Genomic DNA, 18,974 nt, shown 5'->3' with positions numbered 1-18,974 from the left:
CGTCAGATGTGCCGCGTCCCCGAGAAGGAACACCCGTCGATCACGCCATCGATCGGCGATCTGCGCGCGGAACGTGTACTCGGTGACCCTGATCAGGTCCAGACTCGACCGCGGAGTGCCGCCGAGCCACGGATCGAGCAACGGTGCCACGGTCTGCAGATCCGAGTAGTCGTCGGCACTTTCGTGCTCGAGCATCTCGAACTCCCACCGGTAGCGGTGCTCCCCGATGCGCATGAACGTCCCGGCGCGGTGCGGGTCGCACAGCTGGTGCACCCCGTCCCACAACCCCGGGTCCACCGGCGTCGAGGCGTCGACGACCAGCCATCGTTGCTCCGATGCGAGCGTGCGCATCGAAGACCCGAGAGCGGCTCGCACCGCACTGTTGGCACCGTCGCACCCCAGAACGACGTCCGCGGTGACGGCACTGGTCTCACCGGTCGCGACGTCCCGCACGAGCACACGCACGTGGTCCTTCACGGTGGCAACGTCGAGGACCTCGACACCCCCGCGGAACTCCACGTGAGGGTCCGCCGTCATCGCCGTGCGCAGAATGCGTTCCAGCTCGGGCTGGTCGAACATGTTGGCCGGGGGAAAGCCATGCGGACGCGACTCGGGATCGCGCTCGAACTCGGCGATGGTGTGCATGTCCGGGTCCACCAACCGGAGCCCACGTCCGGGCCGCGAGATCGCCGCGAAATCGTCCGCCACTCCCAGGTCGCCGAGGATTCGGTAGACCTCGTCGTCGAGGTGGACGGCACGCGGCTGCGGGAAGATGTCGTCCCACCGATCGAGGACGAGCGTGTCGACACCGTGTCGCCCCAGCAACGTGGCCGCCACCATCCCGGTGGGGCCCGCGCCGACGACGACCACCTGGTGGTGTGTCATGCGTACCGCACTGTCGTGCGCTGCATCCCCAGGTCGAGCATCGCGTCGTCGGTGGCGATGGTCAGCTCGACCACGTCACCGTCCTTCAGGTATGCCGGGTTGCTCGCCTGCCGCTTGAAGAAGGTCTTCCACTTCACGGCCGGCGGCAACAGTGCGCCGATGATCTCGATCGGCTTGGGCGGCGCCTTCAGAGCAGTGCCGCCCGGGGTGCCGGTCAGGATCAGGTCGCCCGGATCGACGCGCTGGAATCCCGTCAGGGTCCTCAGAGCTTCCGTGGGTCGGTAGATCATGTCTGCGACGGTACTGTTCTGCCGGATCTCGCCGTTGACTCGCAGCATCAACCGGAGTTGCTCGAAGCGGGCCAGGTCGCCGTCCTCCAGAACGAGGAGGACCGGGCCGACGGGGGTGAAGGTCGGATACGACTTCGCCTCGTAGAACTGGGTCTTGGGCAGCTGGACGTCGCGGGCCGATACGTCGTTGGTGATCACCAACGCGGCGATGTGGTCGGCGACCGTGTCCTCGTCGATCGTCGATCCCACCGGGAGGGTCTTCCCGACCACCAGCCCTATCTCGACCTCGTAGTCGAGCAACGTCACGTGTGCCGGCTTGACGATGTCCGCGCTCGGACCGCTGATCGACCCGGACGACTTGCGGAAGAATGTCAGGGGCACCGTCTCCGGATTCATGCCGGAATCCTTCACGTGCGACACGTAATTCGTCATCTGTGCCACCACTCGGCACGGCGCCGTGACGGGTGAGACGAGCTCGAGGGATGCCACCGGGACGGTCTCGCCGCCGGCCGCGGCTGCGTCGACGGCCGAACGATCGGCGAGCAGGTCGGCGGTGGTGGCGGCGGCGGTGTCCACCCGAACGGCACCCTCGCGGGTCTGCACCCACCATCCGTCGACGGTACGGAGAACGGCGATGCTCATGACGACGCTACTTTCATCAGGCCGAGCAGGCGCTCGGAGTCGAATTCGTTGTCGCTGCGCAGTCCCAGGAGAATGGAGCGCAGCTCGGACAGGGAACGTCTGTTGGGCGCGATGCCCAGGAAATCCTTGCTGGCGGGTGGTCCCCACTGCGCGAGTCCGGACGCCGTCATCGGCGCCCAGCCCGGGTCGAGCGAGGCGTCGAAACGGTCACCGTCACTGAAGTGTTCGACCAGGAAGCCGTCGGGATCGCGCCAGTAGTCGAAGATCTGGCTGCCCTGGATGTGTCGGCCGATCCCCCAGGAGTGCTGATATCCACGTTCGGTCAGGTAGCGACTCCCGGCGCCGATGGCATCGAGGTCGCACACCTGGTAGGCCGAGTGCACGTACCGGTCGGAGGGCCCCAGGGTCATCGCCAATGTGTGGTGGTCGGTGGGCTCGGATCCGCGGTCGCAGCGGATGAAACTCATGACCGGGCCGCGGTGGCGTTGGCCGTCGTAGTAGAGGAAGTCGCTGACGATCAGACCGAGATGCTGCAGGTACCAGTTCAGGTTCTCCAAGTAGCGACTGCGTTGGAGCACGACGTGGCCGAGCCGCTCCACGAGTGCCGGCTCGTGCGGGGGTCGCTGTGTCGCGTTGGTGCGCGTGATCCCGGCCGGATCCATCGCTCCGAAGTTGTAGTCATGCGTACGTTGCCCCGGCAGCTGTCGGCCGTCGTCGAGGTCTGCGACGACACGTACCGGTTGCCCGCTCGGGTCCGTCAGGGTGACCCCGACCCCGCCGATCGACTCGGGAAGACGCTCCACCCTGTGTCCGGTGGCGTCGGCCAAACGCAGCACATCAGCGCTCTCGGCCGCGCGGAACGCGGCGCCGACGTAGGCGGTGCGACGCCCCTTCCTGATGATCACGCACGGCGATCCGGCGGCCCGTCCGCGCAGGTGGAGCTCGTCGTCGGTCCGGAAGGTCACGGTGAAGCCGAAGGCCTCGGCGAACGTCCGGGCCTTGTCCAGATCGGGCTTACGGAACTCGAGCCAGGCGACGTCCTGAACTTTGATCACCGGGTTCGTCGCGCGGCCCGGGTGCTCACCGGGCAACGCCCCCTGGTCGACATGCATCCCTCGATGCCCGTCGACGTCACGTGTTCGATGCGCGTGATCGATCGTCATGGCCACCCCTCACAGTTATGACGATATCGTCACCTATGAGGAGTTCCGCAGTCAAGGGGCGCCGCTTAGACTCGTCACATCGCTGGGCATCGAAAGCAGGGCACTCCATGACGCAGGTCAACCGACTCGAACGTCGTAAGGCGCGTACTCGCGCCGCGCTCGTCGCCGCTGCACAGGGGTTTCTCGCCGAAGGCCGCAGTACGGCACCGGTTCTGGAGATCACCCAGGCCGCGGACGTGGGAATGGGCTCGTTCTACAACCACTTCGAGAGCAAGGACGATCTGTTCCGCGCAGCCGTGGACGACGCGCTCGAATCGGTCGGCGCCTATCTGGACACCTTGACCGTGGACCTGGTGGACCCGGTCGAGATGTTCACCCAGTCGTTCCGCTTGGTCGGACGGCTTTTTCGCCTCGAACCGGAACTCAGTCGGGTGCTGCTCAATTCGGAACCGACGCTCGCCGGATCCACGCACAGTGGTCTCGGACCCAGGTCACTGCGGGACATCACGGCCGCGGCAGACATCGGCCGATTCGAGGCAGCCGATCCGGAACTGGCCCTGGCCATGGTGACAGGGTGCCTCCTGGCGCTCGGACGCCTGTTGATGGACCAGCCCGAACGTGACGGGGACACCGCCGTCGACGCCATGACTGCCCACGTCCTGTGTGCGCTGGGGGTATCGGCGACCGAGGCGACCGAGCTGTGCAGCCGACCTCTGCCCCAGTTCGCCGACACGGCCCTGCAGACGGTCGTGGAGCAGGCGGTGGACCGGCAGGCCCCGTAAGTTCGGCGGTTCACGGACGAAGGGATCATCGATGGGGCTTCGTGTGGTCGTCGCGGACGACGACGTCCTTCTCCGCGAGGGGCTGACCAGTCTGCTGACACGGGCCGGGCTCGATGTCGTCGGGCAGGCCGGCGACGCCGGTGAGTTGGAAGCCCTGGTGGCCAGTGAGTCTCCCCAGCTCGCGATCATCGACATCCGGATGCCGCCCTCGCATACCTCCGAGGGCCTGGACGCTGCGCTGAGGATCCGCGCGGAATTCCCGGAGGTCGCGATGCTGCTCCTGTCGGCGCATGTCGATGTCGACCAGGCGCTGGAGTTGCTCGACAGCGGGAAGGGCATCGGTTATCTGCTCAAGTCCCGCGTGACCGACATCGACGACTTCGTCGCGACAGTCGACCGCATCGCCGGTGGTGCCTCGGTGATCGATCCCGGGCTGGTGTTCGAACTGGTCGCCGCCAGACGGCGCGACGATCCGCTGGGCGCACTCAGTGCCCGCGAGCGCGACGTACTCACGTTGATGGCCGAGGGACTGTCCAACGCCGGCATCGCGCGCCGGTTGTGGATCACCGAGGGAACCGTGGAGAAGCACGTGCGCAGCATCCTGACCAAGCTCGACCTCGCCGAGACGTCGGACGACCATCGCCGCGTGCGAGCCGTCATCATGTACCTGGACGCGCAGACCTGACCGCTCCGATCAGGTACGCGTCAACAACGCCACGACGGCGTCCGCGGACAGTCCGAACTTCGGGAGGAATCCGATGGCGGAACTCGATTCCACCAGGTCGGCGAAGTCTTCTTCGTCGTGCGTCGACACCAGGATGATGTCCGGCCGAGGACGGACGCCCGCGGCGTGGAGAGCCTCCACGACGTCGAAACCGCTCTCGGCGCCGAGGTCGATATCGACCAGAATCACATCCGGGCGGTCCTCGTCGGCGGACTGCAGGGCCTGCGCACATGTCGACGCCGTGCCGACGACGGTCACGCCCGCGGATTCGAGCACCCGCCGCGCCGCCGCGCAGAAGGCAGCGCTGTCGTCCACGATCAGTGCGCGACGGTCGGAGCGGGTCATGCTGTCGACAGTGTCAGAAACGTGGCCGAGCGTCATTACCGCTAGCCGCAATCTTCGCCTGCCGGGAGCCTGTCGGTGATCGCGGCGAGCCCGGATGCCGAGCGCGGCACCGGACGCGAACGGTCGCTCGCCTTCCTGCTGAGACCGAGCACGCCACCGCTCGCGTGGGGGATCGCCGCCGGTGCGGGTCTGATCGTCGTCGAGATCCTCCTCGTGCACCTGCTGAAGATGCTGGCACCGGAGAACGCGTTCGGAGCAGTGTTCGTCTTCGGCGTCCTGTGCATCTCCGCCGGGTGGGACTTCCGGACGGCCATCGCTATGTCGGTCGCCAGTACGGCCGCCTACGCGTACGTCCATGTCGTCGAGAGCAGCGAGAGCCTGGTTCCGTCCGTCCTGGTCTTCCTGGTCCTGGCGCTGCTGACCAATCTCCTCGTCGGACAATCCCGAGTCCGGGCCGTCGAATCGGACCAACGGCGTCGAGAGGCGGATCTGCTGGCCGACTTCGCGCGGATCCTCCTGCGTCGCACGGTGACACCCGAGATGTTCGGCGAGGCCGGTCGGCGCCTGACCGACGTTCTCGAACTGCCCGCTCCGTACGCCGTTCTGGGCGCGCACGATGTGCCCCTCGGGCCCGGTCACCAGCGAATCACGTTGCGCGACGGTACGACACTCACCGGATCTCTGCTCGTCCCCGCGCACCTCTCCCCTGCCGACTCCCGTCGGGTGCGCCGCGTCGTCCCGTCGCTGGAAGCACTGTTGGCTGCTTCTCGTGAGCGGGAACGACTCCACCGCACGACCGTCGACCTCGCGCGTCAGCAGGCGTCGTTGCGCCGCATCGCCACGCTCGTCGCTCTGCGGTCGGATCTCGACGAGGTGTATCGCCGCGTCGCGGAGGAGCTTGCCGACGGGCTCGACGTCGAGCACGTCTCGCTCGTGCGATACGAGAACCACGAGCACTACACGGTGATCTCCGCCCGTGACGACGACGGCGCTCACCTGCATCCGGGCGAGGTACTGCCTCTCGGCGGACACAACGTGTGCACCCTCGTCCACGACAGTGGACGACCCACGACCATCGACTACCGCGAGGCGACCGGACCGATCGCTCAGCGACTGGCCGAGCGGGGGTTCGCGATGGGTATCGGCGTTCCGATCACGGTCGACGACACCGTGTGGGGAGCCGTCGTCGTCGGTGTCTCCAGCACAGAGGATCCGAAAGACGATGTCTACGAACGGTTGTCGGATTTCGCCGACCTCGTCGCTACCGCCGTCTACAACAACGAGACCCGCGCCCGGCTGACGGAGTCACGCGCACGTGTCGTAGCGGCCGCGGATCAAGCCCGTCGTGTCATCGAACGGGATCTGCACGACGGAGCACAGCAACGAATCGTCTCCCTGGGGATGGATCTGCGAGCGGCCCAGGCGTCGGTGCCCAACGAGTTCGGTGACCTGCGCGACCAGTTGGACCGCAGTGTCAGGACCTTGTCGCTCGTCCACTCGGACCTGCAGGAACTCTCCCGCGGCATCCACCCGGCAATCCTGTCGCGCGGCGGACTCGCACCCGCTCTCAAGACACTCGCCCGTCGATCGCCCGTCCCGACAGCGCTGACGACGGACATTCCCGGGCGACTCCCCGAATCCGTCGAGGTGGCAGCGTATTACGTGGTCGCCGAGGCATTGACGAACACGGCGAAATACGCGCAGGCCACCGAGGTCGTCATCTCGGCGGTAGCGCGAGACGGCACGCTGGAACTGACCGTCACCGACGACGGCGCGGGAGGCGCCGATGCGTCAGGAGGATCGGGACTGATCGGACTGCAGGATCGAGTCCACGCCATCGGCGGCACGTTGACGGTGTCGAGCCCACTCGGCGTCGGCACGACTCTCGAGGCCCGTATACCTGCTACCCGGTAGTGAACTCTGCGGACACCACTCCCCCGGGTTGCCTGTCAGCAGCGACGACAACGACTCGCGGGCGGACCAGTGTTGTCCTCACACCGAAAAGTCGTTCACACCAGGAGGACACCATGCCGTACATCACCACTACCGACGGAACCGAGATCTACTACACGGAGCAGGGCTCCGGGAAGCCGGTGCTGCTCAGCCACGGCTGGCCGCTGTCGTCCGACGCCTGGCAGACCGAGCTCAAGCTGCTCGCCGACGCCGGCTTCCGCGCCATCGCCCACGACCGCCGCGGGCACGGCCGCTCCTCCAAGACCTACGTCGGCAACGACATGGACACCTATGCACGCGACCTCGCGGAACTGGTCGAGGCACTGGACCTGCAGGACCTCACGCTGATCGGCCACTCGACCGGCGGCGGCGAAGTAGTCCGATACGCCGCGCAGCACGGCGGAAGCCGCGTCGCACGCATCATCACCGCGGGCGCTGTCCCCCCGATCATGCTGAAGTCCGACACCAATCCCGAGGGCACGCCGATCGAGGCGCTCGACGACATCCGGGCCGGCGTCCTCACCGACCGCTCGCAGTTCTACAAGGATCTGTCCGAGGCCTTCTTCGGCGCGAACCGTGAAGGATCCGCCGTCTCGCAGGGCGCCAAGGACGACTTCTGGCGTCAGGGCATGCTCGTCAATCTCGCCGCCGCGTACGACTGCGTGAAGGCGTTCTCGGAAACGGACTTCACCGAGGACCTGAAGGCTCTGACCGTCCCGGTCTTCATCGCTCACGGCGACGACGACCAAATCGTTCCCATCGCGGCCGCGGCGCTGAAGACCGCCGAGCTGGTCGCACACGGCACCCTGAAGGTGTACCCGGGTGCCCCGCACGGAATCTACGGTGACCACCAGAAGGCCTTGGACGCAGACATTCTCGCGCTGCTCGCCGAATAGTCGATACGCCCGTTCCCGGAGAGGATCTCGACATGGCAACCACGACCGTCACCCCCGCGTCCCCGGTATCCGCGTGGGCACCACTGCGCAGCAGGATCTACCGGACGCTGTTCCTCGCGCAGCTGGTGTCGAACATCGGCCTGTGGATGCAGACGGTCGGATCGCAATGGTTCCTGGTCGAGCACGGCAGCAGCGCCACCGTCGTGGCGCTGGTCCAGACCGCCAGCCTTCTCCCCACGCTGGTTCTCGCACTGCCGGCCGGCGGCCTCGCCGACCTGCTCGATCGCCGTCGACTCCTCATCGTCGTCACGACCTATACGGCTCTCTTCGCGGCGGCGACGACGTATCTGGCCTACGCCGATATTCTGTCGCCGATCATGTTGCTGGGCACGACGTTCCTTCTCGGCTGCGGATCTGCGCTCTCGGCGCCGGCGTGGCAGGCTATTCAGCCGGAACTGGTTCCGGCAGAACAGATCCCTGCCGCGTCGGCACTGGGCGGCGTGACCGTGAACGGCGCCCGCGCCATCGGTCCCGCACTCGGTGGTGTGATCGTGGCCGCCACCGGGCCGGCCGCCGTGTTCGCCCTGAACGCCGCGTCGTTCGTCGTCATCATCGCCGCGCTCGTGTGGTGGCGTCGTCCCGCGGAGGACAAGGGTGTCGACCACGAACGGCTCGGCCGTTCGATGATGACCGGGGTGCACTACATGCAGTCCGCGCCGATCGTTCGACGCATTCTTCTGCGGTCCGCCGTGTTCGCGTTCCCTGCGTCGGCCCTCTGGGCGCTGCTGCCGCTCGCATCGTCACAGCATCTCGGTTTCGGTGCGTCGGGCTACGGAATGATTCTCGGCGTTCTCGGGGTAGGCGCGGTGGCCGGCGTGGCACTCTTCCCGAGGCTTCGACGCCGGTTCGGAGCCAATACGATGCTGGCGATATCCGCGGTGTCGTACGCACTCGGGGTCGTCGCGGTGGCAATCCTGCCGATCTGGATCGTGGTGCCCGCGCTCCTGCTGTCGGGCGCCGCCTGGATCGGTACTCTCACGACACTCAACGCATCGATCCAACTGTCCCTCGCGCACTGGGTGCGGGCGAGGGGGATGTCGATCTACCTGTTGGTGTTCATGGGTTCCCAGGCACTCGGCTCCTTCGTCTGGGGCGTGATCGCTTCCCATGCGGGTTATGCAGCAGCCCTTGTCATCTCGGCAGTTCTTCTCGTCGCAGCAGGCGCGAGCGTCGCCATCCTTCCGCTGCACGCGGCGACCGGCACCCTGCCGCGGGGAGTATCGACGGCCTGGCCCACGCCGACCGTCATCTTCGAGCCCGACCCCGAGGACGGACCCGTGGTGATCTCCGTGACCTACCGAGTCGCCCTCGACGAGCAGGACGCATTCGATCACGCCATGTCCGCCGTCGGCATCGCTCGTCGCCGGACCGGCGGCTATTCCTGGGGTCTCTACCGCGACAGCGCGGACGCGGAACTGCGGATCGAGCAGTTCACGGCGTCGTCCTGGGCCGAATTCGAACGACAGCACCGGGATCGCTGGACCGACTCCGATCACGCACTGATCACCGACGCTCTGTCGCACACCCGCGACGGCCGAACGGAGCGGGAGCAACACGTCTTCAGCGTTCGCCGTCGCTGAGAAGTCCTCGCGGAAGAGGACTGACGAAACCATCAACACTGGCGCGTTCACCTGTTAGGTTGTCCGCGGGCCGGGGGGCGGCTCCGACGAGGGGGCGACCATGGCAACACGGCGACAGGCTTTGCAGACCTTGATCGGCGGAGGGATGGTCGGCGCGGGCTTGTTCGCGATGCCTGCGCAGTCCGCCTCTGCAGCGCCGGTCGGCGGACAGCGAATCGACCTGCACGCGCACATGATTCCGCCGATGTATCGCGACGCGGTTCTTCGCGCCGGGTTGCTTGTTCCGGGGGGTCTTCCCCTGCCTGCGTGGTCACCGGAGAGCGCACTCGCGTTCATGGACGAGTTCGGCGTGGCGACGCAGGTGCTGTCGATCTCCGACCCGGGTGTCCGGTTCGTGTCCGGTCCCGACGCGATGCGTCTCGCACGCTCGTGCAACGACTACGCGGCCGACCTGGTTCGCACCCACCCCACCCGCTTCGGGTCCCTGGTCACGGTGCCGCTTCCGGACGTCGCCGCGTCGCTGGCCGAAATCACCTACGGTCTCGACGTTCTGGGGATGGACGGGGTCGCACTCCTGTCGTCCTACGACGGCATCTACCTCGGAGATCCACGATTCGAGCCGGTCATGGCGCTACTGAATGCCAAGTCCGCTCTGGTCTTCGTGCACCCCGGCGAACTACCTGCCGGATCCGCTCCGCCGCTACCGCTTCCGAGCTTCCTTCTCGAGTTTCCCTTCGAGACCACGCGTACCGCGGTGGAGATGATCGCTGCGGGAACACTGGACCGCTACCCGGACATCCGGTTCGTTCTCGCCCATGCGGGCGGTTGCCTGCCGTACCTGGCCACCCGCCTCGGGGCGCCCCGTGCCGTCGCACCGGACGCGATTCCGTCGGTCTCCCTCCTCGGTCTCGAGGGTGCCCTGCGCAGGTTCTACTACGACACCGCGCTCTCGGCCTCGGCCTCGTCCCTGCGCTCCGTACTCGAGGTGACCGACGTCGACCACATCGTTTTCGGAACGGATTGGCCGTTCAGCGGACTCACCTACTCGACGTCCGATACCGACGACCCCGCCCCGGGATTGTCCGACGTGTTCGATGCGGATGGACGCGCTCGAGTCGAACGAATCACCCCCTTGACGTTACTTCCCCGGCTCGCCGCAGAGCTGCGGTAACCGACAACAGTTGCGCACGTGCGCACATGTAGGGATATGCTCGATCTCGTCGGATACGACGAGTCGGGAGGCCTGCTGTGTTCCGAGTACTGCGCGATCGCACGTTCGGCCGGTTGTTCGCCGCCCAGCTCGTAGCCCTGGTCGGCACCGGCCTGCTCACCGTCGCCCTGGGCCTCCTGGCCTACGACCTCGCCGGTGCCGATGCCGGCGCGGTCCTCGGAACCGCACTGGCCATCAAGATGATCGCGTATGTCGCGGTGGCGCCGGTGATCTCCGTGGTTGCCGACCGACTGCCCCGCACGGTGCTCCTGGTCGGGGCGGATGCGATTCGAGCGGGGGTGGCGCTGCTGCTTCCGCTGGTCGATCAGACGTGGCAGATCTACCTGCTGGTCTTCGTCCTGCAAGCGGCATCGGCCACGTTCACCCCGGCATTCCAGTCGATGATCCCGCAGGTACTCCCCGACGAGGCCGACTACACGCGGGCGTTGTCGCTGTCACGGCTGGCGTACGACCTGGAATCCTTGCTCAGTCCTGTTCTGGCGGCAACGCTGCTGACGCTGATGACCTACAACTACCTGTTCCTCGGCACTGTCGCCGGGTTCGTGGGATCGGCGCTCCTGGTGACGACGACATCGTTGCCGCGCGGTGCAGTCGCAGATCGGTCGGCGCCGTTGCTCCAGCGCATCACGCTGGGGGCACGGGTGATGGCGGGGCGCCCGGTACTGCGCGCCCTGCTGGCGATGAACATGGTCGTCGCCGCTGCGACAGCGCTGGTGGTGGTCGACACGGTCGTCTACGTGCACGGATCGAGCACCGGGGTCGCGGTGGCACTCGGCTGCTTCGGCGGCGGATCGATGGTCGTGGCCCTGATGTTGCCGCGACTACCGGCGGCGTTCGGAGAACGTCGAATCATGCTGACCGGGGCCGCACTACTGCCCGCCGGACTCGCCGCGACGACGCTGATGGTGGTCACCGATTCCGGGCCGACCGTGCAGTGGCCACTCCTGGCCGTCATCTGGAGCGCGCTGGGCGCCGGGACCTCCATTATCAACACCCCGTCTGCCCGGCTGCTGCGAGACGAATCGAACGAGCGCGACCGGGCCGCGGTGTTCAGTGCGCAGTTCTCGTTGTTCCACGCCTGCTTCCTTTTCACCTACCCCCTCGCCGGGTGGGTCGGCGCCCAACTCGGGCAAGTCGTCGCCGCCGCGGCGTCGACCGCCCTGGCTACACTCGCAGCACTACTGGCCGCACGGGCCTGGCCGGCTCGCTCGGCGCATGTCGCCATGGCGGTGGCAGGAAGGCGGTGACGCTGTGGAGCGGATCAGCGAGGCAACGGCTCCCGCGAGCCTGAACCACTACGTCGAACCGGACCAGCTACGTCTCGACACCGCCACGGCCACCTTCCGCATGCTCGCCGACCCCACCCGCCTGCTCATCCTGTGGATCCTTGCCCGCGGTGAAGCAGACGTGAGCGCGCTGATCGAGGAGACGGGGGCCTCCCGGACCGCCGTCAGTCAGCATCTGGCGAAACTGCGGTTCACCGGTCTCGTCGATACTCGCAAGGAGGGCCGCCGGGTGATCTACCGCATCCACGACGGCCACCTGTCGCGCCTGATCCGCGAGGGCATCAACCACGCCGACCACGTCGTCACCGGCGAACCACCTCACGCCTGACGCGACACCGAGAACTTCTTCACTGTGAAGTTTCTTCACTGTGGAGTTATAGTCGGGGCATGCCTTCTCCCCACCACCCCACCCGTGTACTAGTCACCGGCGCGAGTATCGCCGGACCAGCCCTCGCATGGGGACTCGCCCGCGGCGGATTCGCCGTGACTCTGCTCGAACGTTCCGCGACACCGCGCGAGACCGGACAGAACATCGACATTCGCGGCCTCGGTCGCGACGTCATCGCCCGCATGGGGGTCGACGCCGCGATCCGGGCCGATCTGACCGGCGAAGAGGGAACCCGGTTCGTCGACCAGCGCGGTGAGCCGTATGCGGTCTTCCCTCGTGAGGAAGGCAGCGACGGGCCGACCGCGGAGATCGAAATCCTCCGCGGTCGACTCGCCCAGATCCTCGTCGACGTCGTTCCCGACAGCGTCGAGCAGCGTCACGGCGACTACATCACCGCGGTGCAGCAGGACGACACAGGCGTCGACGTCACCTTCGACAGCGGGAGCAGCGAACGCTTCGACATGGTGCTGGTCGCGGAAGGGCGCAGTTCACGGACGCGGCGCCTGGTGTTCGCCGACGAGACGGAGCTCCGAGATTTCGGGGTGAGCATCACCTACGGCACCCTCGATCGGCGGCCCGACGATGTTGACACCTGGGACTGGTTCACCTCCACGCGAGGGCGCGTCGCCTCGGTTCGTCCCGACAACGTGGGGACCATCCGGGCGAGCATGTCGTTCGAGTCGGAACCGTTCGGCTTCGAGAGCCTTCCCACGGACATCCAGTTGCAGATCCTGCGGGAGCGCTTCCGTGGGGCCGGTTGGCAGACGGAGCGAATTCTCGACGGATTCGCGGAACGACCGGACGAGTTCTACACCCAGCGCATGGAGCAGGTCGTGGTGTCCACGTGGAGCAAAGGCCGGGTGGTACTCGTCGGGGACGCTGCCTGGGGCTCCGGCCCGACAGGGATGGGTACGACGCTGTCCCTGGTCGGCGCGCACATTCTCGCGGGCGAACTCGCCGCGCACCCCGATCGGCCGCAGATAGCGTTCGAGCGCTACGAACAGCTCATGCGCGGATATGCCGACAGCGCACAGGGTCTCCCCCGCGGCGGCGCGGCACTGATGCACCCGTCGTCGCGGGCGGGTCTGCGAGCACTGCGGATCGGCCACCGCATCGCGGCATCCGCGCCCCTGCGTCGACTGTTCCAGTCCACCCTTCTCACCAGCGAGAAGCACGTACCGCTGTTGCCCCACTACCCTCACCTGCGTGCTCGATACTGAGCATCGACCGTATCCACCACGCCGACAGTCGGGAGCGCGTACCGATGGAGACCGCGACAACCAGTGCGCTGCAAGCACTCCGACTCTACGCGGTCAGGTATCAGGAATCGGCGCATCTGCTCGCGCGGTTCATGAATCTGCCGACCACGGACGGCACCGCTCTCGGCGAGGTCATCTGGGCCGAACGCGAGGGGAGCCCGCTGACACCGGCAGCACTGTCACAGCGGGTCGGCCTCACGTCCGGCGCGACGACCGCGTTGATCAATCGGCTCGAGGATCGTGGCTTCGTCACCCGCAGCAGAGAGAGTCGCGATCGTCGGACCGTGACGTTGCGCGCCACCGAGGCTGCGCACGAACGGATCGAACCTTTCCTGCGACGCTCCTCGGCGGCGCTCGAGGCCGCCTTGGCGGACTACGACTCCGAGACACTCACCGTCGTCACCGATTTCCTGGTGCGGTTCGCGGCGGTGCTCCCCGCCGCGTCGGACGGAAAGCAGTGACTGCGTGACGGTCGAACGGCCGCGCGTCAGACGCCCGTGGTCACTCGACGGAGGTCGGCGCGAGCGGCGCGATAGATCTCCGCGAGGTCGGCGTGCTCGCCTGCGTCGACGCGAGTAGCCCACTCGTCGAAGGCAACTCGCAGCGTCAGACCTGCACTCTCCACGAGCAGTCGCGCGTATGCCGGCGACTCCCGCCCGTCGAGCCTGGCCACCAGGGCGTCGGCAAGACGGCACAGTGTGGTCGCGTCGAGAGCGATGGCGAGTGCACGCAGGTGCGCGTCACCCACGATCAGACGCCGAGTGCGGAGCACCCGATCCTTGGTCTCCGCGGAGCTTTCCACCAGGCGTACGGCGGCGCGTTCGTAGATCGCTTCCATGCCGGCCAGGTCGATCTCGTCAGGGGCTGTGGCGCCCAGCCAGTCCTCGATGTCCGCCTGGACTTCGGTGTCGACCGACAGAATCGACTCTTCCTTCGTCTTGAACTGCCGGAAGAAGGTGCTCTGCGAGACGCCGGCGGCCTTCGCGATCTCGTCGACCGTGGTCGCGGCGACACCCTTGCGCTCGAACAGATCGAGGGCAGCGAACGTGATGTCGAGCCGCGTTTCTCGCCGCCGACGCTCCCTCAGGTCAGGCACCGGCCGATCCGACACATCGACGCTGTTCACCATGGCGCCTCCTCTCGTTGCAGAGCACGATACCAGTCAGCGCCAAGTTGACAGTCACTGTCATGAAGAACAAGACTGTCGAACAGATACTCGATTCCAGCGTGAAAAGGACCCGACAGGTCATGCAGACAGATACGGACCGGACACAGACCGGTAAGGCCGACGACACGCAGATGCCAGCGGGCGCCACCCTGCTCATCGGCGTCCTCGTCGTCGCGGCATTCGTCATGATTCTCAACGAGACGATCATGAGCGTCGCCCTGCCGAGGTTGATGGTGGATCTGGACATCACCGCGGCCACCGCACAGTGGCTGACCACGGGCTTCCTGCTGACGATGGCCGTTGTCATCCCCACCACCGGCTACCTCTTCCAGCGGTTCACGTTGCGGCAGGTCTTCCTCGCGTCGATGACGTTGTTCACCGTCGGCACCCTGTTCGCGGCGACCGCACCGGGCTTCGAGCTGCTCCTCGTGGGTCGAGTCGTCCAAGCGGCCGGCACCGCGTTGATGCTCCCGCTCCTGATCAACACCGTGCTGAACCTGGTCCCGGCCCGCGACCGCGGAAAGATGATGGGTGTCATCTCCATCGTCATCGCCGTCGCGCCTGCTGTCGGCCCGACGATTTCCGGAGTCATCCTCGACGCACTCGACTGGCGGTGGATGTTCTGGCTCGTGTTACCGATCGCGCTGGTCGCCTTCGCCGTCGGCGCCGGCCTGGTCAAGAACGTGACCCCGACCAGTCGACCGTCGTTCGACGCCCTGTCGGTCGTCCTGTCCGCCCTCGCGTTCGGTGGACTCGTGTACGGCCTGAGCAGTCTGGGCCATTCCTCCGAGGAATCGGGTGTCCCGGTGTGGGTTCCGATCGCCGTCGGTGTCGTCGCACTCGTCGTCTTCGTGCTGCGTCAGATCGCTCGCCAGGACTCGGAGCGAGCACTGCTGAACATGCGCCCGTTCGCGACGCCCACCTTCAGCATCGGCCTCGGCATGCTGATGATCAGCATGATGGCTCTCTTCGGCGCCCTCATCCTGCTCCCGATGTACCTGCAGAACATCCTTGGCCTCGACACCCTGAAGACCGGACTGATGCTGCTTCCCGGCGGCCTGACGATGGGCCTGCTGGCTCCCTTCGTCGGCCGTGCATTCGACAGGGTCGGCCCGAGGCCGCTCGTCATTCCGGGCTCGATCATCCTGAGTGCGGCACTGTGGTCGATGACCTTGCTCGATGCGCAGTCCGCGCTGCCGATGGTCATCGCGATCCACGTCCTGATGTCCGTCGGACTCGCGACGATAATGACCCCGTTGATGACGTCGTCACTCGGATCGCTGCCCAAGCACCTCTACTCCCACGGCAGTGCCATCTTCAACACTCTCCAGCAGCTCGCCGGAGCAGCCGGCACGGCACTCTTCGTGACAGTCATGTCGAGCACGGCCGCATCGCGCATCGCCTCGGGATCGGACGAACTCGCCGCCAGTCAGGACGGGATCCACACCGCGTTCCTGTGCGGTGGTGCCGTGTCACTCGTCGGCGTCGCGGCGGCGTTCTTCATCCGTCGACCTGCGAGTGACGACACCACCCACACCGGAGACTCGGACCGACCGATGCAGCCGGTATCGGTCGGAGTCGACGACGGACCGGCGAGATAGTTTTCGACGGGTCGGTCCCCGACACGGGGCTCACGCCCCGACGGGTTCGCCGAACAGTCCTGCGATGATCTCGCCGACCGAATCGACCCAGAGCGAGTGCGGCCGCTGATCGAGTGCCATCGTACCGACATCGTTGGTGCGGCAACCTTTCTCGATCGGAACGTCGGCGAAGCGGTCACGCATCCAGAGCACCGCGCTGGGGAATCCGATGAGCTCCAACGTGAGGTGCTCGCTGAAGTGGTCACGGGTGTAGGTGACGTCCGCATCGCCGCGACCGCAGTACGAGTCGACCATGTCGTTCACCGGGCCGACCGGCACCAACCAGTCCGGGTTCGAGTGGTAGACGAACAGCGGCATGTCCGGGGTCGTGCTACCGAGGTTCAGGGCACTCAGCGCTTTCTTCACCACGGGTTGCTCCAGCGGATCACCCTCGGTGTGAAGCAGTCCCTTGAGATCGACGAAGGGCAGTAGCGCGGAACCCCATGCGACACAGAGGTTGTCCTTCGCTGCGAACAACGCGCGACCGAAAGGGTCGATGTGTTCGTCGACGAACTTCGCCAGCTCCGGATCCTCCCGACTCGCACCGATGATCCCGGAGCCGACGATGCCGGCACCCAGCTGACCATTGGCGTTGTTCACCAGCGCTGCGAGCCCGGCAGGGGTGCCACCCTCGGCGACACCGACGATGTTCAGCTCCGGCGCATAGCTTTTCGCAAGCTCGGCGGCATGACCGGTGGCGATCGCGCCGCCGGAGTAGCCCATCATGCCGACCTTCGTGTCGAGCCCACTCACCTGCAACGGATCGAAGGCCTCCGCTGCTCTGATGCCGTCGAGGGTGATCCGGCCGGCCACCGGGCCGACAGCGAACGCATCATTGGGCCCCTGGTGATCCGGGACCGACAGCGCCCATCCCTGTGCGAGCAGAGCCTGCGCCTCGAGGAACTGCGCCCCGGACGTGACAGACCCTGTCACCGGCCACGGGATCGCACCCTGTCGCATCGTGTACGACGGGGCGCAGTACGCACCCAGGGAATCCTCGGCGACCTGCATCGACAGCAGCGGCCGTGGTGACTGCGGAGTGCTCCGCGGCCGGATGACGGTGGTGACCGCGGGGATGGGCTCGTTTCTGCCGTTGTTCGACCGGTAGGACAGTTGCCACGCATCGACCTGCGTCGGAATCAGATTCAGCGTCGCCAAGTCCACCGGGCGTGCGGCGATGATCTCGCCGGGTGCTGCGGCGGCGACCACGTCGGCCGGTGGCATGTAGAAGTCGGTGTCTAATTCAGGAATCTTCGGCCAGGTCAGGGGCGGTAGCGGCGGTTGGACCACCACGTCCGACTCGCGGGGGGCGCTCGACGGGTCGACGGCAGGCGCTGCTGTCGCGGGGACCGACGCCAGCGCGGACACGACGGCCGAGACCACCGCTGTGACGACGACACGCCGTGTCCAAGTCGGGGAGGGGGACACCGAGCACTCTCTTTCGCGCCGAGACGAGACGACAGCGGAATGTGCTCCCGGCGACGGTATGCACCACATTCCAGCATGTTGGACACGAGTGTCCGTGATGGTTCACAGGACTGTAGAGCGTTGTGTCGTGGATAACAATCCCGGCGTCAGTCGAGGTCAGGGACGAACGCGGCGAGCACGGCGATCATCGTGTCGACGAGTGCGCCCACCGGCGGACGCGGCGACGGGGTGCGCGACCAGTCGGAGACCACCTCCGTGAACGCGCCGAGGAACGCAGTCGCAGCCAACCGGTACCCACCCGGCGGGTCGAATTCGGCACCGACTTCTCCCCGCAAGGTGGCCTCGAAGAACCCCACCCAGACGGCCCGTCTGCGGGCCCGGTGCTGCTCCACGGTGTCACTGACACCGAGCATCTCGATGTAGCAGATGCGGGCTCGGCGGGGGTCACTCCCCAACGAGTCGATCAGCGCGCCCATGGCCGCTGCGACCAACTTCCGGTGGTCTCGGTCCGTCGACCCGGACAGCGCAGTGACGACCGCGGTCTCGGCGTCCTGCTGGATCAGGTCGTAGACATCGGTCAAGAGCTTCTCGCGGTTGGCGAACTCGCCGTAGAACTGGCTACGCGCCAGCCCTGCAGCCGCGCAGACATCCGCCACCGAGGTGGCGGAGTACCCCTTCGTGCCCAGGACCTCGATGGCGGCCTGCAGGAACTTCGCGCGCCTGTCCGCTCGACGGTCCGCCATCGAGCGGCCCCCGTAGACGCGCCCCGGATCGCCGACATCAGTCACCTCGAAAGCTTATAGGCGTGAACGCTTCTCCCCCTCCCACAACGCACCCGGTGGGCGGACCGGATTTCAGAGGCCGGTGACCGGCTTCCGGGCGGCGAGCAGTCCGGCAAATTCCTCGCCGTAAGCAAGGTGACGACGCAACGTCTCGCATCGCTCGAGCGTCTTGTTGTGGCAATGGTCGACGAATTGCGCTGCAGACGTGCGCTCCTCGTCGCTGGACGACTCGTCGGCAAGAATGTCCAGGGCGTCGAGAAGTTCCTTCATCTCCGCCAGCGTGAAGTCGAGCGGTTTCATACGGCGGATCACCAACAGGCGTTCGACATCCGAGTCGGTGTAGAGCCGGAAACCGCCGACAGAACGCGCTGAAGGCACCACGAGTCCGACCGAGTCGTAATGGCGGACAGTGCGTATCGACAACGACGTGCGCTCGGCGACCTCACCGATCTGCATGCTTCGACCCACCGCG

At 66.6% G+C, this 18,974-nt stretch carries 19 protein-coding genes; 11 read left to right on the top strand and 8 right to left on the bottom strand.

Translation table 11 applies throughout. The annotated features are described in order from the left end of the window. From RU01_RS17240 to RU01_RS17230, 3 genes are all read right to left on the bottom strand, one after another. Window positions 1-885 (bottom strand): FAD-dependent monooxygenase (locus RU01_RS17240; RefSeq protein WP_042575798.1); only part of this gene is annotated, 885 nt, incomplete at its 3' end. Further along, window positions 882-1,817: a fumarylacetoacetate hydrolase family protein gene (locus RU01_RS17235; RefSeq protein WP_042575797.1), complete on the bottom strand. Its 936-nt coding sequence runs from the start codon at window positions 1,815-1,817 to the stop codon at window positions 882-884. The genes RU01_RS17240 and RU01_RS17235, both read right to left, overlap by 4 nt. Next, window positions 1,814-2,980 carry a VOC family protein gene (locus RU01_RS17230; protein ID WP_042575796.1) on the bottom strand — a complete coding sequence of 389 codons (1,167 nt, stop codon included), beginning with the start codon at window positions 2,978-2,980 and terminating at the stop codon, window positions 1,814-1,816. The genes RU01_RS17235 and RU01_RS17230 overlap by 4 nt, the downstream gene beginning before the upstream one ends. 107 nt (window positions 2,981-3,087) lie before the next feature. Between RU01_RS17230 and RU01_RS17225 the strand changes: the two genes are divergently transcribed. Both RU01_RS17225 and RU01_RS17220 read left to right on the top strand, forming a co-directional pair. Further along, window positions 3,088-3,762 (top strand): TetR/AcrR family transcriptional regulator, encoded by a 675-nt coding sequence (locus RU01_RS17225; RefSeq protein WP_042575795.1) that lies wholly within the window; start codon window positions 3,088-3,090, stop codon window positions 3,760-3,762. Window positions 3,763-3,793: 31 nt separating this feature from the next. Continuing rightward, a complete protein-coding gene (locus RU01_RS17220; protein ID WP_042575794.1) occupies window positions 3,794-4,447 on the top strand; it encodes a response regulator in 654 nt (217 codons plus the stop codon). Between the two features lie 9 nt (window positions 4,448-4,456). Here the strand turns inward: RU01_RS17220 and RU01_RS17215 are convergent, their stop codons facing one another. Beyond that, window positions 4,457-4,831, bottom strand: coding sequence for a response regulator (locus tag RU01_RS17215; RefSeq protein ID WP_156148967.1), 375 nt, complete (start codon window positions 4,829-4,831; stop codon window positions 4,457-4,459). 318 nt (window positions 4,832-5,149) lie between these two features. Between RU01_RS17215 and RU01_RS17210 the strand changes: the two genes are divergently transcribed. The 8 genes from RU01_RS17210 to RU01_RS17175 all read left to right on the top strand — a co-directional run bounded on the left by RU01_RS17210 (window position 5,150) and on the right by RU01_RS17175 (window position 13,945). Then, window positions 5,150-6,745 carry a GAF domain-containing sensor histidine kinase gene (locus RU01_RS17210; protein WP_442970550.1) on the top strand — a complete coding sequence of 532 codons (1,596 nt, stop codon included), beginning with the start codon at window positions 5,150-5,152 and terminating at the stop codon, window positions 6,743-6,745. 113 nt (window positions 6,746-6,858) lie between these two features. Further along, window positions 6,859-7,680 carry an alpha/beta fold hydrolase gene (locus tag RU01_RS17205; RefSeq protein ID WP_042575792.1) on the top strand — a complete coding sequence of 274 codons (822 nt, stop codon included), beginning with the start codon at window positions 6,859-6,861 and terminating at the stop codon, window positions 7,678-7,680. Window positions 7,681-7,712: 32 nt separating this feature from the next. Then, window positions 7,713-9,320, top strand: a complete 1,608-nt coding sequence (locus tag RU01_RS17200; protein WP_042575791.1) for an MFS transporter — start codon at window positions 7,713-7,715, stop codon at window positions 9,318-9,320. A gap of 100 nt (window positions 9,321-9,420) precedes the next feature. Further along, on the top strand, window positions 9,421-10,491 hold the full coding sequence (locus tag RU01_RS17195; RefSeq protein ID WP_052493335.1) for an amidohydrolase family protein: 1,071 nt from the start codon (window positions 9,421-9,423) through the stop codon (window positions 10,489-10,491). 77 nt (window positions 10,492-10,568) lie between these two features. Beyond that, the gene (locus RU01_RS17190) at window positions 10,569-11,798 is read left to right on the top strand and encodes an MFS transporter (RefSeq protein WP_042575789.1); all 1,230 of its coding nucleotides are present in this window, start codon (window positions 10,569-10,571) and stop codon (window positions 11,796-11,798) included. Further along, on the top strand, window positions 11,767-12,165 hold the full coding sequence (locus tag RU01_RS17185) for an ArsR/SmtB family transcription factor (RefSeq protein ID WP_042575788.1): 399 nt from the start codon (window positions 11,767-11,769) through the stop codon (window positions 12,163-12,165). Before RU01_RS17190 ends, RU01_RS17185 begins: the two co-directional genes overlap by 32 nt. A 59-nt stretch (window positions 12,166-12,224) precedes the next feature. Continuing rightward, a complete protein-coding gene (locus tag RU01_RS17180) occupies window positions 12,225-13,445 on the top strand; it encodes an FAD-dependent monooxygenase (RefSeq protein ID WP_042575787.1) in 1,221 nt (406 codons plus the stop codon). 44 nt (window positions 13,446-13,489) lie between these two features. Beyond that, window positions 13,490-13,945, top strand: a complete 456-nt coding sequence (locus RU01_RS17175; protein ID WP_042575786.1) for a MarR family transcriptional regulator — start codon at window positions 13,490-13,492, stop codon at window positions 13,943-13,945. 26 nt (window positions 13,946-13,971) lie between these two features. Here RU01_RS17175 and RU01_RS17170 read toward each other — a convergent pair whose 3' ends face one another. Further along, entirely contained in the window at window positions 13,972-14,613 is a 642-nt protein-coding gene (locus tag RU01_RS17170) for a TetR/AcrR family transcriptional regulator (protein WP_042575785.1), read from the bottom strand. A gap of 119 nt (window positions 14,614-14,732) precedes the next feature. Here RU01_RS17170 and RU01_RS17165 point away from each other — a divergent pair, with 119 nt between their 5' ends. After that, window positions 14,733-16,253, top strand: coding sequence for an MDR family MFS transporter (locus RU01_RS17165; protein WP_082043204.1), 1,521 nt, complete (start codon window positions 14,733-14,735; stop codon window positions 16,251-16,253). A 30-nt stretch (window positions 16,254-16,283) separates the two neighbouring features. On the opposite strand, the gene RU01_RS17160 is transcribed toward RU01_RS17165, so the two are convergent. The 3 genes from RU01_RS17160 to RU01_RS17150 form a co-directional block, all read right to left on the bottom strand. After that, window positions 16,284-17,720, bottom strand: a complete 1,437-nt coding sequence (locus RU01_RS17160) for a lipase family protein (protein ID WP_042575784.1) — start codon at window positions 17,718-17,720, stop codon at window positions 16,284-16,286. A gap of 146 nt (window positions 17,721-17,866) precedes the next feature. Beyond that, on the bottom strand, window positions 17,867-18,508 hold the full coding sequence (locus RU01_RS17155; RefSeq protein ID WP_052493334.1) for a TetR/AcrR family transcriptional regulator: 642 nt from the start codon (window positions 18,506-18,508) through the stop codon (window positions 17,867-17,869). 66 nt (window positions 18,509-18,574) lie between these two features. Then, the gene (locus RU01_RS17150) at window positions 18,575-18,958 is read right to left on the bottom strand and encodes a MerR family transcriptional regulator (RefSeq protein WP_042575813.1); all 384 of its coding nucleotides are present in this window, start codon (window positions 18,956-18,958) and stop codon (window positions 18,575-18,577) included. Window positions 18,959-18,974 lie beyond the last annotated feature (16 nt).

Source organism: Rhodococcus sp. MEB064, assembly GCF_000834565.1.
Taxonomy (GTDB): Bacteria; Actinomycetota; Actinomycetes; order Mycobacteriales; family Mycobacteriaceae; genus Rhodococcoides.
The sequence above is the reverse complement of the archived record's forward strand: the minus strand, read 5'-3'. Positions and strand labels throughout refer to the sequence as shown.

Excerpts from the sequence above, each read along its gene's own strand:
- RU01_RS17235 (WP_042575797.1), bottom strand. The coding sequence starts at position 1,817 with ATGAGCATCGCCGTTCTCCGTACCGTCGACGGATGGTGGGTGCAGACC.
- RU01_RS17230 (WP_042575796.1), bottom strand. The coding sequence starts at position 2,980 with ATGACGATCGATCACGCGCATCGAACACGTGACGTCGACGGGCATCGA.
- RU01_RS17225 (WP_042575795.1), top strand. The coding sequence starts at position 3,088 with ATGACGCAGGTCAACCGACTCGAACGTCGTAAGGCGCGTACTCGCGCC.
- RU01_RS17220 (WP_042575794.1), top strand. The coding sequence starts at position 3,794 with ATGGGGCTTCGTGTGGTCGTCGCGGACGACGACGTCCTTCTCCGCGAG.
- RU01_RS17215 (WP_156148967.1), bottom strand. The coding sequence starts at position 4,831 with ATGACCCGCTCCGACCGTCGCGCACTGATCGTGGACGACAGCGCTGCC.
- RU01_RS17210 (WP_442970550.1), top strand. The coding sequence starts at position 5,150 with ATGTCGGTCGCCAGTACGGCCGCCTACGCGTACGTCCATGTCGTCGAG.
- RU01_RS17205 (WP_042575792.1), top strand. The coding sequence starts at position 6,859 with ATGCCGTACATCACCACTACCGACGGAACCGAGATCTACTACACGGAG.
- RU01_RS17200 (WP_042575791.1), top strand. The coding sequence starts at position 7,713 with ATGGCAACCACGACCGTCACCCCCGCGTCCCCGGTATCCGCGTGGGCA.
- RU01_RS17195 (WP_052493335.1), top strand. The coding sequence starts at position 9,421 with ATGGCAACACGGCGACAGGCTTTGCAGACCTTGATCGGCGGAGGGATG.
- RU01_RS17185 (WP_042575788.1), top strand. The coding sequence starts at position 11,767 with ATGTCGCCATGGCGGTGGCAGGAAGGCGGTGACGCTGTGGAGCGGATC.
- RU01_RS17180 (WP_042575787.1), top strand. The coding sequence starts at position 12,225 with ATGCCTTCTCCCCACCACCCCACCCGTGTACTAGTCACCGGCGCGAGT.
- RU01_RS17175 (WP_042575786.1), top strand. The coding sequence starts at position 13,490 with ATGGAGACCGCGACAACCAGTGCGCTGCAAGCACTCCGACTCTACGCG.
- RU01_RS17170 (WP_042575785.1), bottom strand. The coding sequence starts at position 14,613 with ATGGTGAACAGCGTCGATGTGTCGGATCGGCCGGTGCCTGACCTGAGG.
- RU01_RS17165 (WP_082043204.1), top strand. The coding sequence starts at position 14,733 with ATGCAGACAGATACGGACCGGACACAGACCGGTAAGGCCGACGACACG.
- RU01_RS17150 (WP_042575813.1), bottom strand. The coding sequence starts at position 18,958 with ATGCAGATCGGTGAGGTCGCCGAGCGCACGTCGTTGTCGATACGCACT.